Genomic DNA, 18,699 nt, shown 5'->3' with positions numbered 1-18,699 from the left:
GTGTACTCCTTAAGCTCGGTTATCATCATTTTGATTCAGCATTGGCAGATCTAGGCCCTGTTCTTTGGCACATTGTTTAGCGATGTCGTACCCAGCATCGGCATGGCGCATTACGCCAGTTGCAGGGTCATTGTGTAAAACGCGTGCAATACGTCGAGCAGCATCATCGCTACCATCACAGCAAATGACCATTCCACTGTGTTGTGAGAAGCCCATTCCTACACCGCCGCCGTGGTGCAGAGAGACCCAAGTAGCACCACCTGAGGTGTTGAGTAAGGCGTTCAATAATGGCCAATCGGACACCGCATCTGAGCCGTCCATCATACCTTCGGTTTCGCGGTTCGGGCTGGCTACTGAACCTGAATCAAGATGATCACGACCAATAACCACAGGTGCTTTTAGTTCGCCATTCTTAACCATTTCATTGAAAGCCTGACCCAAACGCTCACGATCTTTCAGGCCTACCCAGCAGATACGAGCAGGTAAACCTTGGAACTGAATACGCTCACGCGCCATATCGAGCCAGTTATGCAGATGTGGATTATCAGGAATCAGCTCTTTGACTTTTTGGTCTGTTTTATAGATGTCTTCCGGATCACCAGAGAGTGCAGCCCACCGGAAAGGTCCGATACCTTCACAGAAAAGTGGACGGATATACGCAGGAACAAAACCTGGGAAATCAAACGCGTTTTCTACCCCTTCTTCCAACGCCATTTGACGAATGTTATTCCCGTAGTCAGTTGCTACCGAGCCGCGTTGTTGCATAGTTAGAATGGCTTCAACTTGCACTGCCATCGAGGCTTTGGCCGCTTTCACCACGCCCGTTGGATCGCTTTCACGTTGCTGTTTAGCATGTTCCATGGTCCAGCCTTGCGGTAAGTAACCGTTAAGAGGATCGTGTGCTGAGGTTTGATCGGTGACAACATCTGGCGTGATGTTTTTCTCTACCAATTCTGCATAGATATCAGCGGCATTTCCTAGTAGACCCACTGAGATTGGTTTGTCGCTATTCTTAATAATGGACAATGCTTCATCGAGGCTATGCGCTTTGGTATCGACATAACGAGTATTTAGGCGATAATCGATACGAGATTCGTCACACTCTACAGCAATCATTGAAAAGCCAGCCATAGTCGCCGCGAGAGGTTGAGCGCCGCCCATACCGCCAAGGCCACCTGTTAGAATCCACTTGCCATTGGCATCGCCATTAAAATGTTGCTTGGCAATCGCCACAAAGGTTTCATACGTGCCTTGAACGATGCCTTGAGAACCAATGTAAATCCACGAACCTGCCGTCATTTGGCCGTACATCATTAGGCCCTGCTTATCCAGCTCGTTGAAGTGCTCCCAATTGGCCCAATGTGGGACTAAGTTGGAATTGGCAATTAATACGCGTGGAGCGTCTTTATGTGTCGGGAAAACGCCGACGGGTTTGCCTGATTGGACTAAAAGTGTTTGGTCGTCATCAAGACGTTTCAGGACTTCGACGATCTTGTCATAACACTCCCAATTGCGCGCCGCTCGGCCGATACCGCCGTAAACCACTAATGATTGAGGATGCTCAGCAACTTCGTCATCAAGATTGTTCATCAGCATGCGCAGTGGTGCTTCTGTCAGCCATGATTTGGCATTTAGCTCAGTACCATGTGGTGCCTTGATTTTGCGAGTTGCATCTAGACGAGCATTATTACTATCAGTCATCTTGTTTTCCTTTTGAATGGTGGACGCCAAGTTGGTTCGTTATGCGGCGTCGCACTGTGTTTCACGTAATTGGTTGTTAATTGTTATCTATTGTCTATTTTTGCTGCTTGGACATTGCCGTCAGCATTTGCCAACAGAGCCTAGCGGCGAGTTTGGCGGTGCGATTGTCAATGTCATAAGTCGGGTTATATTCAGCGATATCCGCCATCAGCAACTTATTGTTGTGCTGTAATATCGTGTCAAAAAATGGATAGAAGTGTTCAATGGATAAACCAATCGCAGCGGGAGCACTGACTCCCGGAGCAAGCGCTGCATTGAACACATCTAGATCGATTGTGAGATAGAGGTAGTCGACGCTGGCAATAAACTGTTCAAGTTCCTCAAGCATTGGTGTGTGAGGGGTAAGCAGTAGCTCTGTGTCTTCGATATAGCGAACATTCAAGCGCTGCGCTTTATCAAATAAGGCTTGTGTATTGGAAGTTGAACTGATGCCGATACAAAGGTACTCGAAAGCGAGTTGCTCTGATTGGCAGTGGTCAGCAATTTGCGAGAATGGTGTTCCAGAGCTCGGCTTTAAGGGCATGGTTTCAGATTGATACTCTCGAAGATCGAAATGAGCGTCGAAATTGATGATACCGATTCTGGGATTGGGTTCGCTTTGGCGTAGGTAGTTTGATAGCCCTAAGAAAGATGGCCAAGCGATTTCATGTCCACCGCCGAGCACGACTACAGGTCCATGCGAGAGGGCATTGGTAATGATTTCGGCTGTTGTACTTTGATTTTGTTCCAACGATGTGTTGTGTGAGCCGGAATTGCCTAGGTCTAAAATCTTAGCTTCAGAGTGCCAAGCCAAATTACTTAAGGCACCTCGGATCGCATCAGGTGCCGTTTTAGCGCCAACTCTGCCTTTGTTTCTGGACACGCCCTCATCGGTTTCAAAACCTAGAAGTTGAGCACCACAAGTGTCTGACATTAGCTCATGAATCTGTGTAATGACGTGATGAACTCTGAGACGCGTCTCGCCATCTTCTAAGTCGTCACGGCCAGACCAAGTAAAACTGTGCTGAGTATTGATTGCTTTAGGCGACATGTTCGATACTCCCAGCAAACATACGTTGTTTAAGTCCTTTCAATCCATACTGATAGCTAAGCTCGCTCGGATGGTCGATATCCCAAATGGCTAAATTGGCTTTAAATCCTTTGCGGATTTGTCCTATGGTGTCTTTCTGACCAATTGCTGCCGCAGCATGGCATGTCACACCACGAAGCGCTTCTTCTGGCGTTAGACGGAATAAGGTACAAGCCATATTCATCATTAACTGTAAGTCTGCAAATGGAGAGGTTCCGGGGTTAATGTCGCTACCGATTGCCATTGGCACGTTAAACTCACGCAGCCATTCAATGGGTGGCAGCTGTGTTTCTCTTAAGAAGTAAAATGCCCCGGGCAAAAGTGTTGCTACGGTCCCTGAAGCGGCAAGAGCTTTTACGCCCGCTTGGTCCAGATACTCGATATGATCGACCGACTGTGCTTTGTATTGAGCGGCAAGTACACTGCCGCCAAGATTACTGAGCTGCTCGGTGTGCCCTTTGACAGCAAGACCATGCGCTTTAGCTGCGTCAAAAACACGTTCAGTTTGCTCTAGAGTAAATCCTATGGATTCACAAAACACGTCTACAGAATCTGCCAAGTTGTGTTTTGCGACGTGAGGGATGATGTCGTTTACCACGTAGTTTATGTAGTCGTCCGCTCTATCCTGATATTCAGGGGGGACAGTATGTGCTGCGAGTAACGTCGTGGTAATACTGACGCGTCTATGGTTTTCTAACGACTTGGCGGCCACCAACATCTTCGCTTCATCTTCTAGCGTCAATCCGTAACCTGATTTCACTTCGATAGTTGTACAGCCACTTTTAATCAAACTGTCCAATCTTGGTAGGGCAAGTTCAATTAGCTCGTCCACAGAGGCGGCACGAGTCGATGCAACCGTACTGTTAATACCGCCACCGCGCTGAGCGATAGCTTGGTACGATTCGCCGTTTAAACGTGCTTCGAATTCTTGTGCTCGACTCCCGGCAAAAACCAAGTGTGTATGGGGGTCAATCAATCCGGGCGTCACAATACTGCCAGCGCAATCGAGTACTGGACAATCTGACCACTCTTTTGGCGTATTGCCATAGAGTGTGGTTAGGTCTTCACCTATAGCGACGATTAACCCACTACGAATAAGCAGGTAACAAGGCTCCGTAGGAGTGTATCCAGTTGAGCCTTCTTCCATAGTAACAAGTCGGGCATTTTTAAGAATTAAGTGCATGTTTAATCCAGAGCTTTATTGTATATACAAATATTTAGTCGAATATATACAATTGATCAATAGTGCATCGTACAAAATGTGATCTAAGCGTCTAAGATTTGAGGTTTTAGTAGATGATTAAATAGAGGGATCAGGTTAGGTGATTTTAGATCTTAACAGCGGTAACTCTGTGGCTTAACTGACTGATATACATGATCTTAAACAGAAGTAGGCCACTATACGGTGACCTACTGACGTGAGTACAATTTGCCAGATATAGGTAAGATTAGAAGTTAAACTTAACTCCAAGGTTGGCAGACTTGGTATTGTAGATGGCGATGTTGTGAATTTCGTAGCTAGCTTGAATCGCAAAGTGTTCCGTGATGTCGTAGCCAAGACCGAGTCCGTATACGGATGCAGTGTCGGAGACTGATGAACCGTTGACCGAAACGTTAGTTTCAACTTCTGAATTAATTTTGTGGAAACCTAGCTTTGCTAGCGCGTAAAAACGATGGCCCATATAAATTTTTGGGATAACATTGATTCCGTATGAGGTCATCGACAAGGTGTAATAATCGTTGAGGAAAGACTCTTTGGTTGAACCAAGATTCTTATATTCTAGCTCTGTACCAAGTACAAAAAAGCTACCCAAAGCAAAATCATAGCCGCTATTCGCTGAGTAGCCATTTGTCACTTCGTTACTGCTTACAAACGCCGCGTCGTAGCTCATTTTTGAATAAGAAGCACCAACGTAGAAGCCTTCGTTGGCCAAAGATGGCGTAGAAAAAGTGGCGATGGCTAAAGAAAGTGCTAGGACTGTTTTTTTCATTCTGATTTCTCACTGGTTTATGTGGTTATTATGCGAGAAATCCTAGCATTGAAGCTTAGGTCTTGGGGTAAGCCAACGTAAGCTAACTCGTTGTATTATCGTTAGTTAGCTTACAAATTAATGGGTTGTTTAGTTTGTTTAAATAGAGAGTATTACACGTGACTAAAGGGTGACTTTCGAGCTCAGCTGATAGCGGCTTCCGGGATGGTAGAGCAAGGCTGTACTGATAAGGCGGTCGTCACTCCATGTTCTTCTGTGGAGCAATAAACATGGCTCTTTTGTCGTCATTTCGAGCCTCTGACCAATTTCATCATTACAAATAATGGCTTCGACGGTATGTTCAACGGCAGTCATTGGGCAGTTTAGCGTTAAGTACTCGTTTGGAGTGACTTTCGAGAAATCTTGTTTGTAATAGTCAGGTGCAAACTTTGCGTTCACCCAACGACACTCCAACTGAATAGGAAGATCGTTTTCTTTGTGTAAGATCTCACTGTAGTAGACCGAGCTCCCCAACATAACGCCTAGCTTGGTGGCGATATTCTGATCGGCTTTGGTTGCCAGGTGTTTAATGACATCGCACGAATAAGTTTTACCTCGAGAAGCGACTTCTTTGGCGATGTTTCGTGTATCAAGTAGAGGACTTTCAGCCTTTTCATTCTGCTTTTTTACGAACGTGCCAAGCCTTGGCCGTCGCTCTAATTTTCCTTCACCCACCAGATCCCTAATGGCTTTATTAACGGTCATTCGACTGACAGAAAACTGTTCGGTGAGCTCCATTTCGGTTGAGATACGCTGTCCAACAGGCCAGTGCCCTTGGTCTATCTTCTGTTCGATGTATTGTTTGATTTGAATATACAGGGGCTCAGCGGACATTAACGACTCGTCACTTGATAAATTGAATATACAAATGGTTGTCGAAATTGAATTAAAATGCAAGGAGTGAGATGAAATCCTATCAAATCTGTGGGCTGGGTGCGCAACTGTGATAACAACTCAAATCTCGATCCTTGCCTCAACTTTGAAAAATACTCTTCTAAATCATAAGTCTGTCACTATAAATCCGCTAAAATGCACAGTTCTTAGTGTTGAATTTACCTGTCAGTCAAGGAAGGGCAATGAAAGCGGTATTTGTTGGAGATGATTCTTTTTTCCCATCGAAGATCTTGTGCGTAGGCCGTAACTACGTCGAACACATCAATGAATTAGGGAATGAGATTCCTGAAGATATGGTGGTGTTCAATAAACCAAACGCTAGTATCGCATCAGAGCTCTATTCTTACCTTGATGAGCCTCTCCATTACGAGGCCGAAATTTGCTTCCTTATCCGCAACCAACAACTCTACGCAGTGGGTTTTGGATTAGATCTTACCAAACGAAGTCTACAGTCTAAGTTAAAGCAGAAGGGGCTGCCTTGGGAAAGAGCTAAAGCGTTTGATAACTCAGCCAAATTTAGCCGCTTCATTCCATTATCAGATATGGATGTCTGTGAGCTTGAGGTGGAGTTGTTTATCAATAGTATGCGAATGCAATTAGGTGGCACCAAACAGATGTTGTATAAACCAGACGTGATTTTGCAAGAACTGGCTTCTTACACCGAATTGCAGGATGGAGATATTGTGATGACGGGGACGCCCCAAGGGGTTGGTGAGATAGTCGCTGGAGATAGGTTTCTCGGTCGTATTAAATACGCGGGAAAAGCCATTGTTGAAGTTGAATGGTTGGCGATATAACCCTTAATAAAAAAGAGCCTTCAACGCTGAAATGCGGTGAAGGCTTTATCTTTTAAAGTCGTTGAACCACTATAAATCTATGGTCACTGTTTCACCATCTACAACAAGTGTTAGTTCATTATCGCGGACGCTATGCGACACCTGAACTTGTTCCCCGCTATTCTTGTTAGGGACAAGTAACGTAAGAATGTCGTGTTGTTTTGATGCAGAAAATTCTACTTCTACATGACGGTGGCTCTCAAGATCTTGGAACTCGTAAGGGTCCACATCGCCAAAGCCTTCGACGTTGGTCACTGACGTAATTTGGTCCGCGCTTTGATTGATAAAGCTCACATCTAGATGTGCTTTGTCACCGTGGATAGCAAATGACTTTTGAGCTGTCTCGGTATTAAACGTGGTATGCATTAGCCAAGTGAGATCTTTCTCTTCGCCAAAGCTCGCTTTGTCTTGGATGACAAAGAGCTTGCCTTTCACGAACCAAATCTTACGTTTGTAGGATTCGATATCTGGTGTAAAGAACTTGTAGGATTCGGTTGCATCGCCCTCTACAAATTTGACGTCAGAGTCTGTGTCATAGTCTGTGATTTGACCGCCTGCTTCGATACAGAAGCGGTCTTGGTGACCTTCAAATTTAGTGTTTTTGTTCTCTCCGTACTGCCCTTTGCCATTAAACAGGGGCAAGTTCTTAGAAAAAGTATGACGACGCCACTTCGTATGCATATCGACGCCAAAGCCACCATAGTAGCCGGTGATAGACGCTAATGTTTCACCAAAGGCATGCAGAGTAAACGCATTTTGGTCGCCGTGTGAATGGCTGATTGAACCAAATGGTGAACATTTAAAGACCATATGGATATGGTTATCACGCTCTGTCATCTTGTTGTGGAAAGCTGCCCAGCCTGTGATAGGGAACACTTTCAACAACGGATCGTTTGACGGCGCTTTTTCTTCAGGCGCATCCCAAAGAATATTAAAACGGAGATCGTCATAGCCAAAGTCCCACCAACCAAAGTTATAGAACTTGGTATGTGCTTCAGTATCACGGCCTTTCAGCTGGTTGTAATACCAAACGTATTCAGGCTTTTGATTTACTCCAGCATAATGCTTGATGTTATAGGCAAGTTTTAACCCAGGGAAGTCACCGATAGAAGATTGGTCGCAGAAGCTGGCTCGTTTCGAGTGAACTGGCATGCAATAAAGTGGGAAGTCTCCTGTGTTTTCGTAGAATGTTTTATTGAACATATCTACACCACAGTATGCTTTTAACAGATCGAAGGCTTCACCTAGGAAGGCTGTTTGAGTATTCCAATAATCTGGACCTTCTGCCCAGCCACCATCTTCACCACCCCATGGCGGATAATGGACGGCATAGTATTCCAACGCATACGCAATATATTCACCAGCTTTAGGATGGTCGTGATAGAGAGCAATACACGTCGGGATAATAGCGGAAGAAATAGATCGAACGCCGTGACTGTTCAATGGGTTATTTAATAGGTCAACGGTGACCTTTAAGTGATGCATAATTTCGTCTAAACGAGTCACTAATGCCTCACGCACTATTGTACGTTCTTCTTCAGTAAAGTGACCATGTAACCAGTCATAGCCCCAAGCCATTGCTGCGATGACGCGGAAGGCTGCTTCGTCGTTGTAGCCGCGAGATGTTACACCGTCTGGATCATAGGACGCGAGTTGAAGCGTCCAAGCTTTAGCTTTGCCAATAAGCTCTTTATCGTCTTTGACAATGCCTGCGATCGCAAGATTACGTGTCGCATTAAGCGCCATCTGGCAATCAACGTACATTTGACGCCAATAAGGTCGCCAGAGAGAGGCTTTGCCAACTGTTTCTTCTGGGTAAGGCTGAGGTTCTGGATAAGGTTCAGTATTGAAAAATTTGGCCGTCGAGTTATTCATGAAGTCATCGAACATGCAGTGAGATTCATCTTTTTTAACTCTTGATTTAAATTCGGCTAGTTCATTGGCTTGGATGAGTAGGCGAGGACGAGCCTCAGCAAGGTTATCTAGGAAGGACAGGTCAAAGTCTCGCTTCTGAACTTCAATAGGTAGTAGGTCAACCAAGTTACCAGCAGAAGTGTCGTTTTCAAGCTTCATGGCCTTGATTGCATCGAATGATTTGTCGTTACTCATACCAACTCTCTTGTATATACGAAGTATGTCTAAAGGGAATAGAAATAATATGCCATATTGTCATACAATAATAAAATACTTCTACGAGTGATTCATGGTTTTTTACGTATTTTGTGACCAATGACAGAATCCACGTCTTCCGTTGTTCTAGAGATATCAGTTTTCCAGTTTGTCAAAATTTAAACGGTAATCGATAAGCCACCATCACAAAAAGTGACCTTTTATTTTTATCCTTGCGAATCTCTAATTCTCTAACTAGCATTTAGTTAACAAAAATATAACAAATTGTTTTGTGTTGTATTTTATTGATACCGGACTCAATAAGTAAGTGGTTATCTTGTGTATGACTGTTTACTTGTGCAGTTTGGCTTTATTTTTGAAACTCATTTTCGAGTTGATAAAACCTAGTTGGTCTTCGTTAGACGTCGTCGAATCACAGTTAGTTGGGTTTTGATTGCGGGCTTTACCATCCTGAATTGTTTGATCACTCTTCAGACGTGCTTGGTATAAGTCATAGGGGAACCACGTTAGGACAAACGTGGCTAGGCAAAGGAGAAATCTTTTGAAGAGATTGCTGACCATTCGCTTATGGATTGGTGTGGCTGCTGCGCTAATCAGCCAACCTCTCATCGCCGAGTCGAGCGGCTATAACTTGACTAAAGGCGTTACTAATATCAGTAACCAAGTTTATGACTTGCATATGCTGATTTTCTACATCTGTTGTGCCATTGCGTTTGTTGTATTCGGAGTGATGTTCTACTCCATTTTCAAACACAGAAAATCTCGCGGCGCCGTTGCCGCTAACTTCCACGAAAGCACTAAAGTCGAAATTGTTTGGACGGTTATTCCGATTATCATATTGATTGCGATGGCGATTCCCGCAACCAAAACTTTGGTGGCAATGGAAGATACATCTCAATCGGATATCACTATCAAAATTACGGGCTCGCAGTGGAAATGGCACTACGAGTACTTTGGTGAAGATGTTAATTTCTTCTCCTTGTTGGCTACATCGCAAAAGCAAATAGACGGTATTGAAGAAAAAGGTGCTCATTACTTGCTTGAAGTAGACAATCCACTCGTTGTACCTATCAATCAAAAAATCCGCTTCTTAATGACATCCGATGACGTAATTCATTCTTGGTGGGTGCCGGATTTTGCCGTCAAGAAAGACACAATCCCAGGGTTTATTAATGAGGCATGGACAAGGATTGACGAGCCAGGTGTTTATCGAGGTCAATGTGCCGAGCTGTGTGGCAAAGCTCATGGTTTTATGCCGATCGTTGTTCAAGCCATGGAACAGAGTGATTACGATGCATGGTTAGCAAGGAAGAAACAAGAAATGGCCTTGGCAGCTGCGGAAGCAGCAAAGTCTCTTGACGCGACACTTCCACTTGATGAACTGATGACAATTGGTGAAGAAGTGTATGCGGGCCGTTGTGCTGTCTGCCATCAAGCAAACGGTGAAGGTATCACGGGGGCTTTTCCTGCCATTGCGGGGAGTGCAGTTGCGACGACCGGAGAGGTGTCGACTCACATCAGCAAAATTGTTGATGGGGTAAATGGAACAGCCATGCAGTCGTTTGCTAACCAATTGACAGACAAAGAAATAGCAGCAGTAGTGACGTACCAGCGAAACGCTTGGGGTAATGATACGGGAGATGCAGTACAAGCCTCTGATATCAATGCGTTCAAAACGCAAGATGGGGAGCAAACCAGCTCCAAGGAGTTATGATGAAAACGGATCCTATGGAAACAGTTAAATCGTCAACGGCGACGGATGCAGAGATGAGTCGTGCAGAAAGCACGGCCATCATTGAAGACGATCATCATCATGATCACGCCCCTTCTGGCTGGGCAAGATGGGTATATTCCACTAACCATAAAGATATCGGGACACTATATCTGTGGTTTAGTTTTGCTATGTTTCTTACTGGCGGTGCGATGGCGATGGTCATTCGTGCAGAGCTATTCCAACCGGGCTTACAGCTTGTAGAGCCAAATTTCTTTAACCAGATGACCACAGTTCACGGCTTAGTGATGGTATTTGGTGCAGTAATGCCCGCATTTACTGGGTTAGCTAACTGGATGATCCCCATGATGATCGGCGCGCCAGATATGGCATTACCGCGCATGAATAACTTAAGCTTTTGGATTCTGCCGTTTGCCTTCTTGATTCTATTGTCATCCCTCTTCATGCCCGGTGGCGGACCTGATTTTGGTTGGACATTCTATGCACCACTTTCTACAACCTATGGTCCCGATAGTACGGCATTGTTTGTTTTCTCGGTACATATCATGGGGATTAGCTCCATCATGGGGGCAATAAATGTCATTGTTACCATTTTCAATATGCGCGCCCCTGGGATGACGTTGATGAAAATGCCACTCTTTGTTTGGACTTGGTTGATTACAGCCTTCCTGCTTATTGCGGTGATGCCAGTGTTAGCGGGTGCTGTGACAATGGTGTTAACAGACAAGTATTTTGGAACCAGTTTCTTTGATGCAGCGGGTGGCGGCGACCCTGTGATGTTCCAACATATCTTCTGGTTCTTTGGCCACCCAGAAGTGTACATCATGATTTTGCCTTCTTTCGGCATCGTCTCTGCAATCGTACCAGCGTTTAGTGGTAAGAAGCTGTTTGGCTACCATTCTATGGTTTATGCGACGTGCAGTATCGCACTGTTGTCTTTCTTGGTTTGGGCGCACCATATGTTTACCACAGGGATGCCAGTGTTCGCAGAGCTGTTCTTCATGTACTGCACTATGCTGATTGCTGTGCCAACGGGTGTGAAAGTATTTAATTGGGTAGCAACTATGTGGCGCGGTGCGTTAACGTTCGAAACGCCCATGCTGTTTGCCATCGCCTTCATTGTCTTGTTTACCATCGGTGGTTTTTCTGGGTTGATGTTAGCTATCGTGCCGGCGGACTTCCAGTATCACGATACCTATTTTGTCGTGGCTCACTTCCACTATGTATTGGTCTCCGGTGCTGTGTTCTCAATTATGGCAGCCGCTTATTACTGGCTGCCCAAGTGGACAGGACATATGTACGACCACAAACTTAGCCTGTGGCATTTTTGGTGCTCGGTTATTTCGGTCAATGTGCTGTTTTTCCCGATGCACTTCTTAGGGTTAGCGGGTATGCCAAGGCGTATTCCTGACTATGCAATTCAATTTGCGGATGTAAACCAGATTGTCTCAATCGGCGGTTTTGCCTTTGGACTGTCGCAGTTGATTTTCTTATGGCTAGTAATCAAGTGTATTAAAGGTGGAGAAAAGGCCGAAGCCAAACCTTGGGACAGAGCGGAAGGGCTAGAATGGACAGTCCCAAGTCCAGCACCGCATCACACCTTTAGTACTCCACCCAAAGTGGATTAGAGAGGTGACTTATGAGCGAGCAAAACCGTAAGTCAAATAAAAAGTTAGTAACGTGGCTTAGTGTTGCTGTTATCGGCATGTTTGGGTTCGGTTTTGCTTTGGTTCCGTTGTACGACATTATGTGTGAAGCATTGGGTATCAATGGTAAAACCAATACGGTGTCCGCGGTGCAACCCGTCGGAATGAGGGCGGACATCTCGCGTACGATTCGTGTTGAGTTTATGGCACACATCAATCCTGATATGCCGTGGACCTTTAAGCCTGAAACCATCTACCTTGATGTTCATCCCGGTGAGGTGATTCAAACCGCTTATTTGGCAAAGAACAATGCGTCGCAATCTATAGTCGGGCAAGCAGTGCCATCTGTATCTCCGGGTACTGGCGCTGCTTATTTTAATAAAATTGAGTGCTTTTGCTTCAACCATCAACCTCTTGATGCTAATGGCGAAGCGGAGATGCCTCTAATTTTCTATATCGAACCTGATATCCCCGAATCAATTCACACACTGACTTTGTCGTACACACTCTACAACATCACAAGCAATGCAAGCGTGCAGGATGCCGTTGAACGCAGTAAGGGTAGCAAAAGCGCACTTAACAGGGAGTTAAGCTATGAGTAAACCTCAATCTTATTACGTTCCAGCTCAGAGTAGTTGGCCAATCGTGGGGGCAATCGCGCTGTTTTTAGTGGCGGTTGGGGCTGGGCTCACGGTTCAACATTTAGAAACAGGTGGAGCGGGTAGTGTCATTGGTAACGTTACTCTAGCGCTTGGCTTTGCCGTGTTGTTGTACATGCTGTCAGGTTGGTTTAGCAATGTTGTCAGTGAGTCATTGGCAGGCTTGTATTCAGATCAGATTACGCGTTCATTTCGTCAAGGGATGAGCTGGTTCATTTTTTCTGAAGTGATGTTCTTCGGTGCTTTTTTTGGGGCGTTGTTTTACGCACGAATGATCTCTGTCCCTTGGCTTGGCGGGGCAGATAACAATGTGATGACTCACGAAGTACTGTGGCCTGGATTTGAAGCGATGTGGCCTTTGACGACAACGCCAGCAGGTGACACGACTCAGGCGATGCCATGGCAAGGGTTACCGTTGAAGAACACGATCATATTGCTGCTCTCTTCGATTACGCTACATATGGCACATGTCAGTTTAGAGAAAAACAAACGAACAGCACTCATCGTCTGGCTTGAGATTACTATCGTATTAGCGGTGTTTTTCCTTTATTACCAAGCGGTCGAATATGCGCATGCATACCAAGATATGGGGTTGACCTTACAATCTGGGATATACGGCAATACCTTCTTCATGTTGACTGGATTCCATGGCCTACATGTGTGTTTAGGGACGATCTTCTTGATTGTACTCTTGTTTCGAATCGCTAAAGACCATTTTACTCCCAAAGACCATTTCGCATTTCAGGCAGGCAGTTGGTACTGGCACTTTGTTGATGTGGTTTGGCTGTGCCTCTTTGTTTTTGTTTATGTACTTTAACTCAGATTTTAGAAAACTGACTTAATAAGGACGAGGGTTAGGAGCAAGTAATCCGCTTTGAAGGGCGATGATCAAAAGAATAATAACGATCGCAGAAAACAAGACACGGCGACCCAGATAGTGACTCATTGGTTTATCAGAATCAGGGTCGTCTCGCACCATTCGAATTAGGGCAAGCGCTAAGTTAAAGATGATGAAAAGTAACAGCAGTACTAAAACAATCTTAAACAATAGTGTCGGTGACATTGAAGTTCCTCACGTGGCCTGGTTCAAATCAGTGAAATTCTGGGTCGGCTTTGTATTAACTGTGGTTGTGTTTTCTACTTTGGTCAAATTAGGTTTGTGGCAGCTACAGCGAGGTAACGACAAATCGCATATGGAGTCGATGTTGGCTCAGCGAAGTAAGCAGTCTCCGATCTCGTTGAGCGCTGTCCATTTTTCAAACACGTCCCAGTCAAACAGTGATTATCTTGATTGGATAGGCGTCCCCGTGTTTGCTGAGGTCACACCTATTCCAGAGCTTTTCTATTTGGATAACCAGACCTTTGAAGGCCAAGTTGGCTATTTGGTGTATCAGCTTATTATCGATGGCCAATCACGTTTTTTACTTCTTGAACTAGGATTCGTTAAAGGAATGGAGCAAAGACAGTCATTGCCAGTTGTTGAGCAGTTAACCCACCCTCTGATGATAACCGGGCGTTTATATCAAAAGATGGACAGCCCTTTAGGTAATGAACTCTATCCTGAAGATTTTACCTCTTCGACTTCTACCAGATTTCGAATTCAGAACTTAAATATAGGTTCATTGGCAGAGCTTACTGGTAAGCCCCTGCAAGCATGGGCGTTGCAACCTATCGATTCAACAACGCCTTATGCTCACCCATGGAAACCATTGTCTATGAACTCGAGCAAACACTATGGATACGCTTTTCAGTGGTTCTCCATGGCGTTGGTATTTGCTTTCGTAGTAGGTATTGCCGTGTATCGATGGGGCAGAAAAACTCATTCAGCAAGACATTAGGAGCGTTTATGAGCACAGGGATGACGACACATTCGCTAAAGCCCAAAGCCGTGTTAAGAGGACGACTTACGCTACTGGCGTTGATTCTGTTTTTTGCGTTGCCGTTTATCGTCGCGAAGGCAATTCTGAGTAACCATTGGTATCAATCTGGCGTAACCAATCATGGTCAGCTGTTGGAGCCTCGTGTGACGTTTGAGTCACTAGGAATGGTGAACCCTCTTCAAGGAGAGAGTTGGCAGCTTGGTTTTATGCTTCCTGCTACATGTGATGATGCATGCTTAAATCGCTTATACGTCATGGGGCAAACGTACTTAGCGCTAGGAAAGTATAAAGAGCGCGTGACACCTGTTGTTTATGTACAGACCGGACAAGTAGTGCCTGAACTACCGACTTCGGTGACAGTGTTGACCGTTAACGATGCTTTCTCTGCTTTAGTGCCATCACAAGGGTATGTCATTACCGACACGTTAGGTCAAGTCGTGATGTTTTTTGAACCCACAACCAAGGAGCAACAAATCGCCCATAGCAAGGGGTTGTTATCCGACCTAAGAAAGTTACTTAAGTTATCTCGAGTAGGGTAGACGCGAAAGGTTAAGTACACCAGTGTTGAAGGCATAAGGAGTTGCAATGAGACTGATAGATTTGGTGAAAGGGGCGTTAATACTGACCGTTATTGTTATCGCAATGGGGGCTTATACACGCCTTGCTGATGCGGGTTTAGGTTGTCCGGACTGGCCAGGTTGTTATGGTCATCTTACGGTTCCGAGCAATAACGTTGATGTTGTGGTTGCTAATACTCTTTTTCCCGAACGAGCGGTGGAGCCTCACAAAGCTTGGCTCGAAATGATACACCGCTACTTGGCGGGAACTCTGGGTCTGGTGGTGTTCGCCATAACCTATCTTGCGTTAAGAAATGAGCGTGCACGACTAGGGGTGACTTTGTCGGTGTCGTTATCTTTAGTGATCGTGTTTCAAGCTGCGCTGGGGATGTGGACGGTAACGCTTAAGCTGATGCCCATTGTAGTCATGGGCCACCTGATAGGTGGTTTTACAATGTTTTGTTTACTGTTTTTCACATATTTAAGATTACGTCCGAATGCGATAGCGACGCGACAGGATAATAAAGCGAAATCTAAATCTGAGGTAAGTGTGACCTTTCAGCCAACAGTGGTTGAGGCTAATACCGTGACTAGTGAGCCAAAGATAATTGGTCGTCGACTCAAAATATTGGCTGGCTTGGCTCTTGTCGCAACCATCTTACAAATAATACTCGGCGGTTGGGTATCTTCAAATTATGCCGCTGTGGTGTGTACCGCTTTGCCTATTTGTGAAGGCGAATGGGTGCGCTATCTCGACTTCAAAACCGCTTTCACTCCGGTTCATTTTGGCTTTGACAATTACGAGTTTGGCGTGCTTGATTATGCTGCAAGAATGACCATCCATGTGAGTCATCGTTTTGGTGCTATTGCGGTGACTTTACTCGTTGGGATATTAGGGCTGTGCTTGTTACAACATAAGCAGCGCGTGGTACGCAACGTCGCAGTACTTTTATTGGGACTGCTAGCGATTCAACTTGCACTAGGCGTCAGTAATGTGGTGTTCCATTTACCTTTACCAATAGCTGTTATGCATAATCTGGGCGCTGCGCTACTTCTATTAAGCCTAATTCAAGCTAACTATATTATGTGGAATATACGGTACGCTCAATCAGAAAAGCCGACACTGAAAGTCATTGAGTCGGAGAATAAAGTTGAGAGACTGAAAGCATCTGGAGACAAGGAGAGTTCTCTATGAATAAACTGACAATGGCGGCAACAAGTCGTGTGGATTCCGTCGTTAAACCAAGACTCAACTGGCGTGTCTATTTAACCTTGACCAAACCAAAAGTGGTCGCATTAATGATCTTAACAGCTTTGGTTGGGATGTGTTTGGCGATACCGGGCGCTTTGCCTGTTCAGGCGACCGTGCTGGCTTTATTGGGTATTGCGTTAATGGCGGGCTCTGCAGCAGCTTTCAACCATCTAATTGACCGTCGAATTGATGCTGTCATGGCAAGGACCCATAAACGTCCGTTGCCATCAGGAGACTTGAGTGTTGGTAAAGTCTTTACTTTTGCACTGAGTATTGGCGTACTAGGTTTTGCAATATTAGCTGTGGGGGTTAACTGGTTAACCGCTTGGCTTACATTTGCTAGTTTGCTTGGCTACGCTGTTGTGTACACCTTATATTTGAAGCGAGCGACGCCACAGAATATTGTTATCGCGGGTATTGCTGGTGCGATGCCGCCGTTGTTAGGTTGGACCGCGGTAACAGGGGAACTGCACGCTAATGCTTGGTTACTGGTAATGATTATCTTCATATGGACACCACCTCATTTTTGGGCATTGGCGATTCATAGAAAAGACGACTATGCGAAAGCCGATATTCCTATGCTTCCGGTGACTCACGGGGTGGAATACACCAAGACTTCTATTTTGCTTTATACCATTTTATTGGCACTGGTGTGCTTATTACCCGCTTTAGTTGGAATGACAGGATTGGTGTATTTGGCCGGTTCCACCTTCTTGAGTGCGGGTTTTATCTATTACGCTTGGAAGTTAAAGTATGCGGCAACAGAAAAGACAGCAATGGATACTTTTAAATTCTCCATTATGCATTTGATGATTTTATTTGTAGTGTTGCTGGTGGATCACTACCTACCAATTTAAATCTTCAATAATAAAAAACAGCCATCACAATGTGATGGCTGATAGGGCGTTTGGATTTAAACTAGCTGCCAGGAAAGATCTTCGGTCATGTTAATCCATCCCATCTAACAAAAGTGCAGTTTAGAATTAGAACGTGACGATAGCGCCAACACGTCCTGCCGTATCTTTGTCGCCTTTAAGGTCTTTTGAGATACCTGCGTAAGTCGTGAAGTAATTAGTAAATTTGTAGTGTACGCTTGCCGCGATGTTTTGGTCTGTTTCGTCAGCGATATCAAACTTAACTTGTTGGAATGCAGCTGCAAGACGAATACGGTCTGTTAGGTCGTATTTAGATGCTACTTCAAAACCTTTATAGTCTTGGTCTAGCAATTTCCCTTGGGTATATAAACCACCAAGATATAGGTCATTTAGCTGATAACCCGCACCAACTAGAACGTTTTGGCTTGTTGCATCTGGTGAAATTTTTAAATTACCAGTTTTCACTTTGACGTTTTCGTCTTTTTGGTAAGCGTAACCTGCACCAAAGCTCAAATCTCCTAACTGGTACTGTGCCGCGATACCATAACCTTGGTCTACTGTACCTGATAGTTCATTGCCGTATTTCTTGAATGAATCAGCGGCGCCGCCGCCATTAGCGTTAGCTTTAACTTTTAGGTCACCGAATGTACCGATATACAACAGTTGGTTGGTTGTACGGTCAGCAGTTGCTGTTTTGTTACCCGCTTCGCCACCGAATGCGTCAAGAATATCAGTGTAGTCAGTAATAATGCCTAAAGAACCATCCGTTTTACCGTATTGGAGTTCATTGTTTTCACCTGCAATACCAACATATAGATAACGGTTATCATATCCAGCACCGTTATTGTCGCCAGAACGGTTGATTTCTTCTTCAAAGAAACCTTTAGCATTAACGCCGTCAGCAATTTCAGTAGTAGCAAGGACGTTTACACGAGCACGACTATTGTCTGCAACGGTTCTATCATTACTGCTCTTGTCAAAATCAGCACGCGCTTCAGCTCGACCGCCCACTGCTAGGTTCAGATTATCACCTTTATATACGTCAGCTGCATTTGCTGCCGTAGCTGATAAACCTGCAATAATAGCCGCTGTTAAAAGAGAAACTTTCTTCATGTTAAATCCCTATTTAGTCTCTAATAAGTTTTATTATTAATACGCTCTTGGCTCGTCGTATCTATAAATAGGCTAAATGATTATTAACAAAGCTATAAGTGCAGACAAATGGAATTATAGTTTCAGGAAATAGCTAATAGAATATATTTTCCGTGATGATCTTTACGGATAAATTAAATTATATTCAAAAATACGCTCTAAGTTACGTTCTATCGGTACTTGCGAGAGTATTATGTAATCTTGGGTAATATTATGTATTAAATGT

General features: G+C 44.7%; 17 protein-coding genes. 9 read left to right on the top strand and 8 right to left on the bottom strand.

Translation table 11 applies throughout. The features are described from left to right. Nucleotides 1-9: 9 nt before the first annotated feature. From hutU to hutC, 5 genes are all read right to left on the bottom strand, one after another. Entirely contained in the window at nucleotides 10-1,701 is a 1,692-nt protein-coding gene (gene hutU, locus VME0621_RS03535) for a urocanate hydratase (RefSeq protein WP_062455730.1), read from the bottom strand. 94 nt (nucleotides 1,702-1,795) lie between these two features. Further along, nucleotides 1,796-2,791, bottom strand: a complete 996-nt coding sequence (gene hutG, locus VME0621_RS03530) for a formimidoylglutamase (RefSeq protein ID WP_062455726.1) — start codon at nucleotides 2,789-2,791, stop codon at nucleotides 1,796-1,798. Further along, nucleotides 2,781-4,013 carry an imidazolonepropionase gene (gene hutI / locus VME0621_RS03525; RefSeq protein WP_062455723.1) on the bottom strand — a complete coding sequence of 411 codons (1,233 nt, stop codon included), beginning with the start codon at nucleotides 4,011-4,013 and terminating at the stop codon, nucleotides 2,781-2,783. Before hutI ends, hutG begins: the two co-directional genes overlap by 11 nt. Before the next feature lie 265 nt (nucleotides 4,014-4,278). Then, complete coding sequence (locus tag VME0621_RS03520; RefSeq protein WP_062455720.1) at nucleotides 4,279-4,821, bottom strand: porin family protein; 543 nt, start codon at nucleotides 4,819-4,821, stop codon at nucleotides 4,279-4,281. A 162-nt stretch (nucleotides 4,822-4,983) separates the two neighbouring features. Then, complete coding sequence (gene hutC / locus VME0621_RS03515; RefSeq protein ID WP_062455717.1) at nucleotides 4,984-5,694, bottom strand: histidine utilization transcriptional repressor HutC; 711 nt, start codon at nucleotides 5,692-5,694, stop codon at nucleotides 4,984-4,986. A 242-nt stretch (nucleotides 5,695-5,936) separates the two neighbouring features. Here hutC and VME0621_RS03510 point away from each other — a divergent pair, with 242 nt between their 5' ends. Then, nucleotides 5,937-6,551 carry a fumarylacetoacetate hydrolase family protein gene (locus VME0621_RS03510; RefSeq protein ID WP_062455714.1) on the top strand — a complete coding sequence of 205 codons (615 nt, stop codon included), beginning with the start codon at nucleotides 5,937-5,939 and terminating at the stop codon, nucleotides 6,549-6,551. A 69-nt stretch (nucleotides 6,552-6,620) separates the two neighbouring features. Here VME0621_RS03510 and VME0621_RS03505 read toward each other — a convergent pair whose 3' ends face one another. Continuing rightward, entirely contained in the window at nucleotides 6,621-8,699 is a 2,079-nt protein-coding gene (locus VME0621_RS03505) for a DUF4962 domain-containing protein (protein ID WP_062455711.1), read from the bottom strand. A 562-nt stretch (nucleotides 8,700-9,261) separates the two neighbouring features. On the opposite strand from VME0621_RS03505, the gene coxB reads away from it, so the two are divergent. From coxB to VME0621_RS03485, 4 genes are read left to right on the top strand one after another with little or no spacing between them, the layout of a single operon-like run. Beyond that, nucleotides 9,262-10,434, top strand: coding sequence for a cytochrome c oxidase subunit II (coxB, locus tag VME0621_RS03500; RefSeq protein WP_062455708.1), 1,173 nt, complete (start codon nucleotides 9,262-9,264; stop codon nucleotides 10,432-10,434). A gap of 14 nt (nucleotides 10,435-10,448) precedes the next feature. Continuing rightward, nucleotides 10,449-12,080 (top strand): cytochrome c oxidase subunit I, encoded by a 1,632-nt coding sequence (gene ctaD, locus VME0621_RS03495; protein WP_370736759.1) that lies wholly within the window; start codon nucleotides 10,449-10,451, stop codon nucleotides 12,078-12,080. A gap of 11 nt (nucleotides 12,081-12,091) precedes the next feature. Then, on the top strand, nucleotides 12,092-12,700 hold the full coding sequence (locus VME0621_RS03490) for a cytochrome c oxidase assembly protein (RefSeq protein WP_062455705.1): 609 nt from the start codon (nucleotides 12,092-12,094) through the stop codon (nucleotides 12,698-12,700). Next, on the top strand, nucleotides 12,693-13,574 hold the full coding sequence (locus VME0621_RS03485) for a cytochrome c oxidase subunit 3 (protein ID WP_062455702.1): 882 nt from the start codon (nucleotides 12,693-12,695) through the stop codon (nucleotides 13,572-13,574). Before VME0621_RS03490 ends, VME0621_RS03485 begins: the two co-directional genes overlap by 8 nt. A gap of 21 nt (nucleotides 13,575-13,595) precedes the next feature. On the opposite strand, the gene VME0621_RS03480 is transcribed toward VME0621_RS03485, so the two are convergent. Continuing rightward, entirely contained in the window at nucleotides 13,596-13,820 is a 225-nt protein-coding gene (locus VME0621_RS03480; protein ID WP_062455699.1) for a DUF2909 family protein, read from the bottom strand. A 31-nt stretch (nucleotides 13,821-13,851) separates the two neighbouring features. On the opposite strand from VME0621_RS03480, the gene VME0621_RS03475 reads away from it, so the two are divergent. The 4 genes from VME0621_RS03475 to cyoE are packed head-to-tail and all read left to right on the top strand — an operon-like array spanning nucleotide 13,852 to nucleotide 17,303. After that, complete coding sequence (locus VME0621_RS03475) at nucleotides 13,852-14,595, top strand: SURF1 family protein (protein ID WP_157769566.1); 744 nt, start codon at nucleotides 13,852-13,854, stop codon at nucleotides 14,593-14,595. Nucleotides 14,596-14,603: 8 nt separating this feature from the next. Continuing rightward, nucleotides 14,604-15,176, top strand: a complete 573-nt coding sequence (locus VME0621_RS03470) for a redox-active disulfide-containing membrane protein (protein ID WP_062455693.1) — start codon at nucleotides 14,604-14,606, stop codon at nucleotides 15,174-15,176. Nucleotides 15,177-15,222: 46 nt separating this feature from the next. Further along, nucleotides 15,223-16,389 carry a COX15/CtaA family protein gene (locus tag VME0621_RS03465; protein ID WP_062455690.1) on the top strand — a complete coding sequence of 389 codons (1,167 nt, stop codon included), beginning with the start codon at nucleotides 15,223-15,225 and terminating at the stop codon, nucleotides 16,387-16,389. 11 nt (nucleotides 16,390-16,400) lie between these two features. Continuing rightward, nucleotides 16,401-17,303, top strand: a complete 903-nt coding sequence (gene cyoE, locus VME0621_RS03460; RefSeq protein ID WP_096442298.1) for a heme o synthase — start codon at nucleotides 16,401-16,403, stop codon at nucleotides 17,301-17,303. 126 nt (nucleotides 17,304-17,429) lie between these two features. Here the strand turns inward: cyoE and VME0621_RS03455 are convergent, their stop codons facing one another. Then, a complete protein-coding gene (locus VME0621_RS03455; protein WP_038226399.1) occupies nucleotides 17,430-18,434 on the bottom strand; it encodes a porin in 1,005 nt (334 codons plus the stop codon). Nucleotides 18,435-18,699: the final 265 nt, after the last annotated feature.

Source organism: Vibrio mediterranei, from assembly GCF_900088415.1.
GTDB lineage: Bacteria > Pseudomonadota > Gammaproteobacteria > Enterobacterales > Vibrionaceae > Vibrio > Vibrio mediterranei.
Note: the sequence above shows the minus strand (reverse complement) of the source record. Positions and strands in the feature narration are given on the sequence as shown.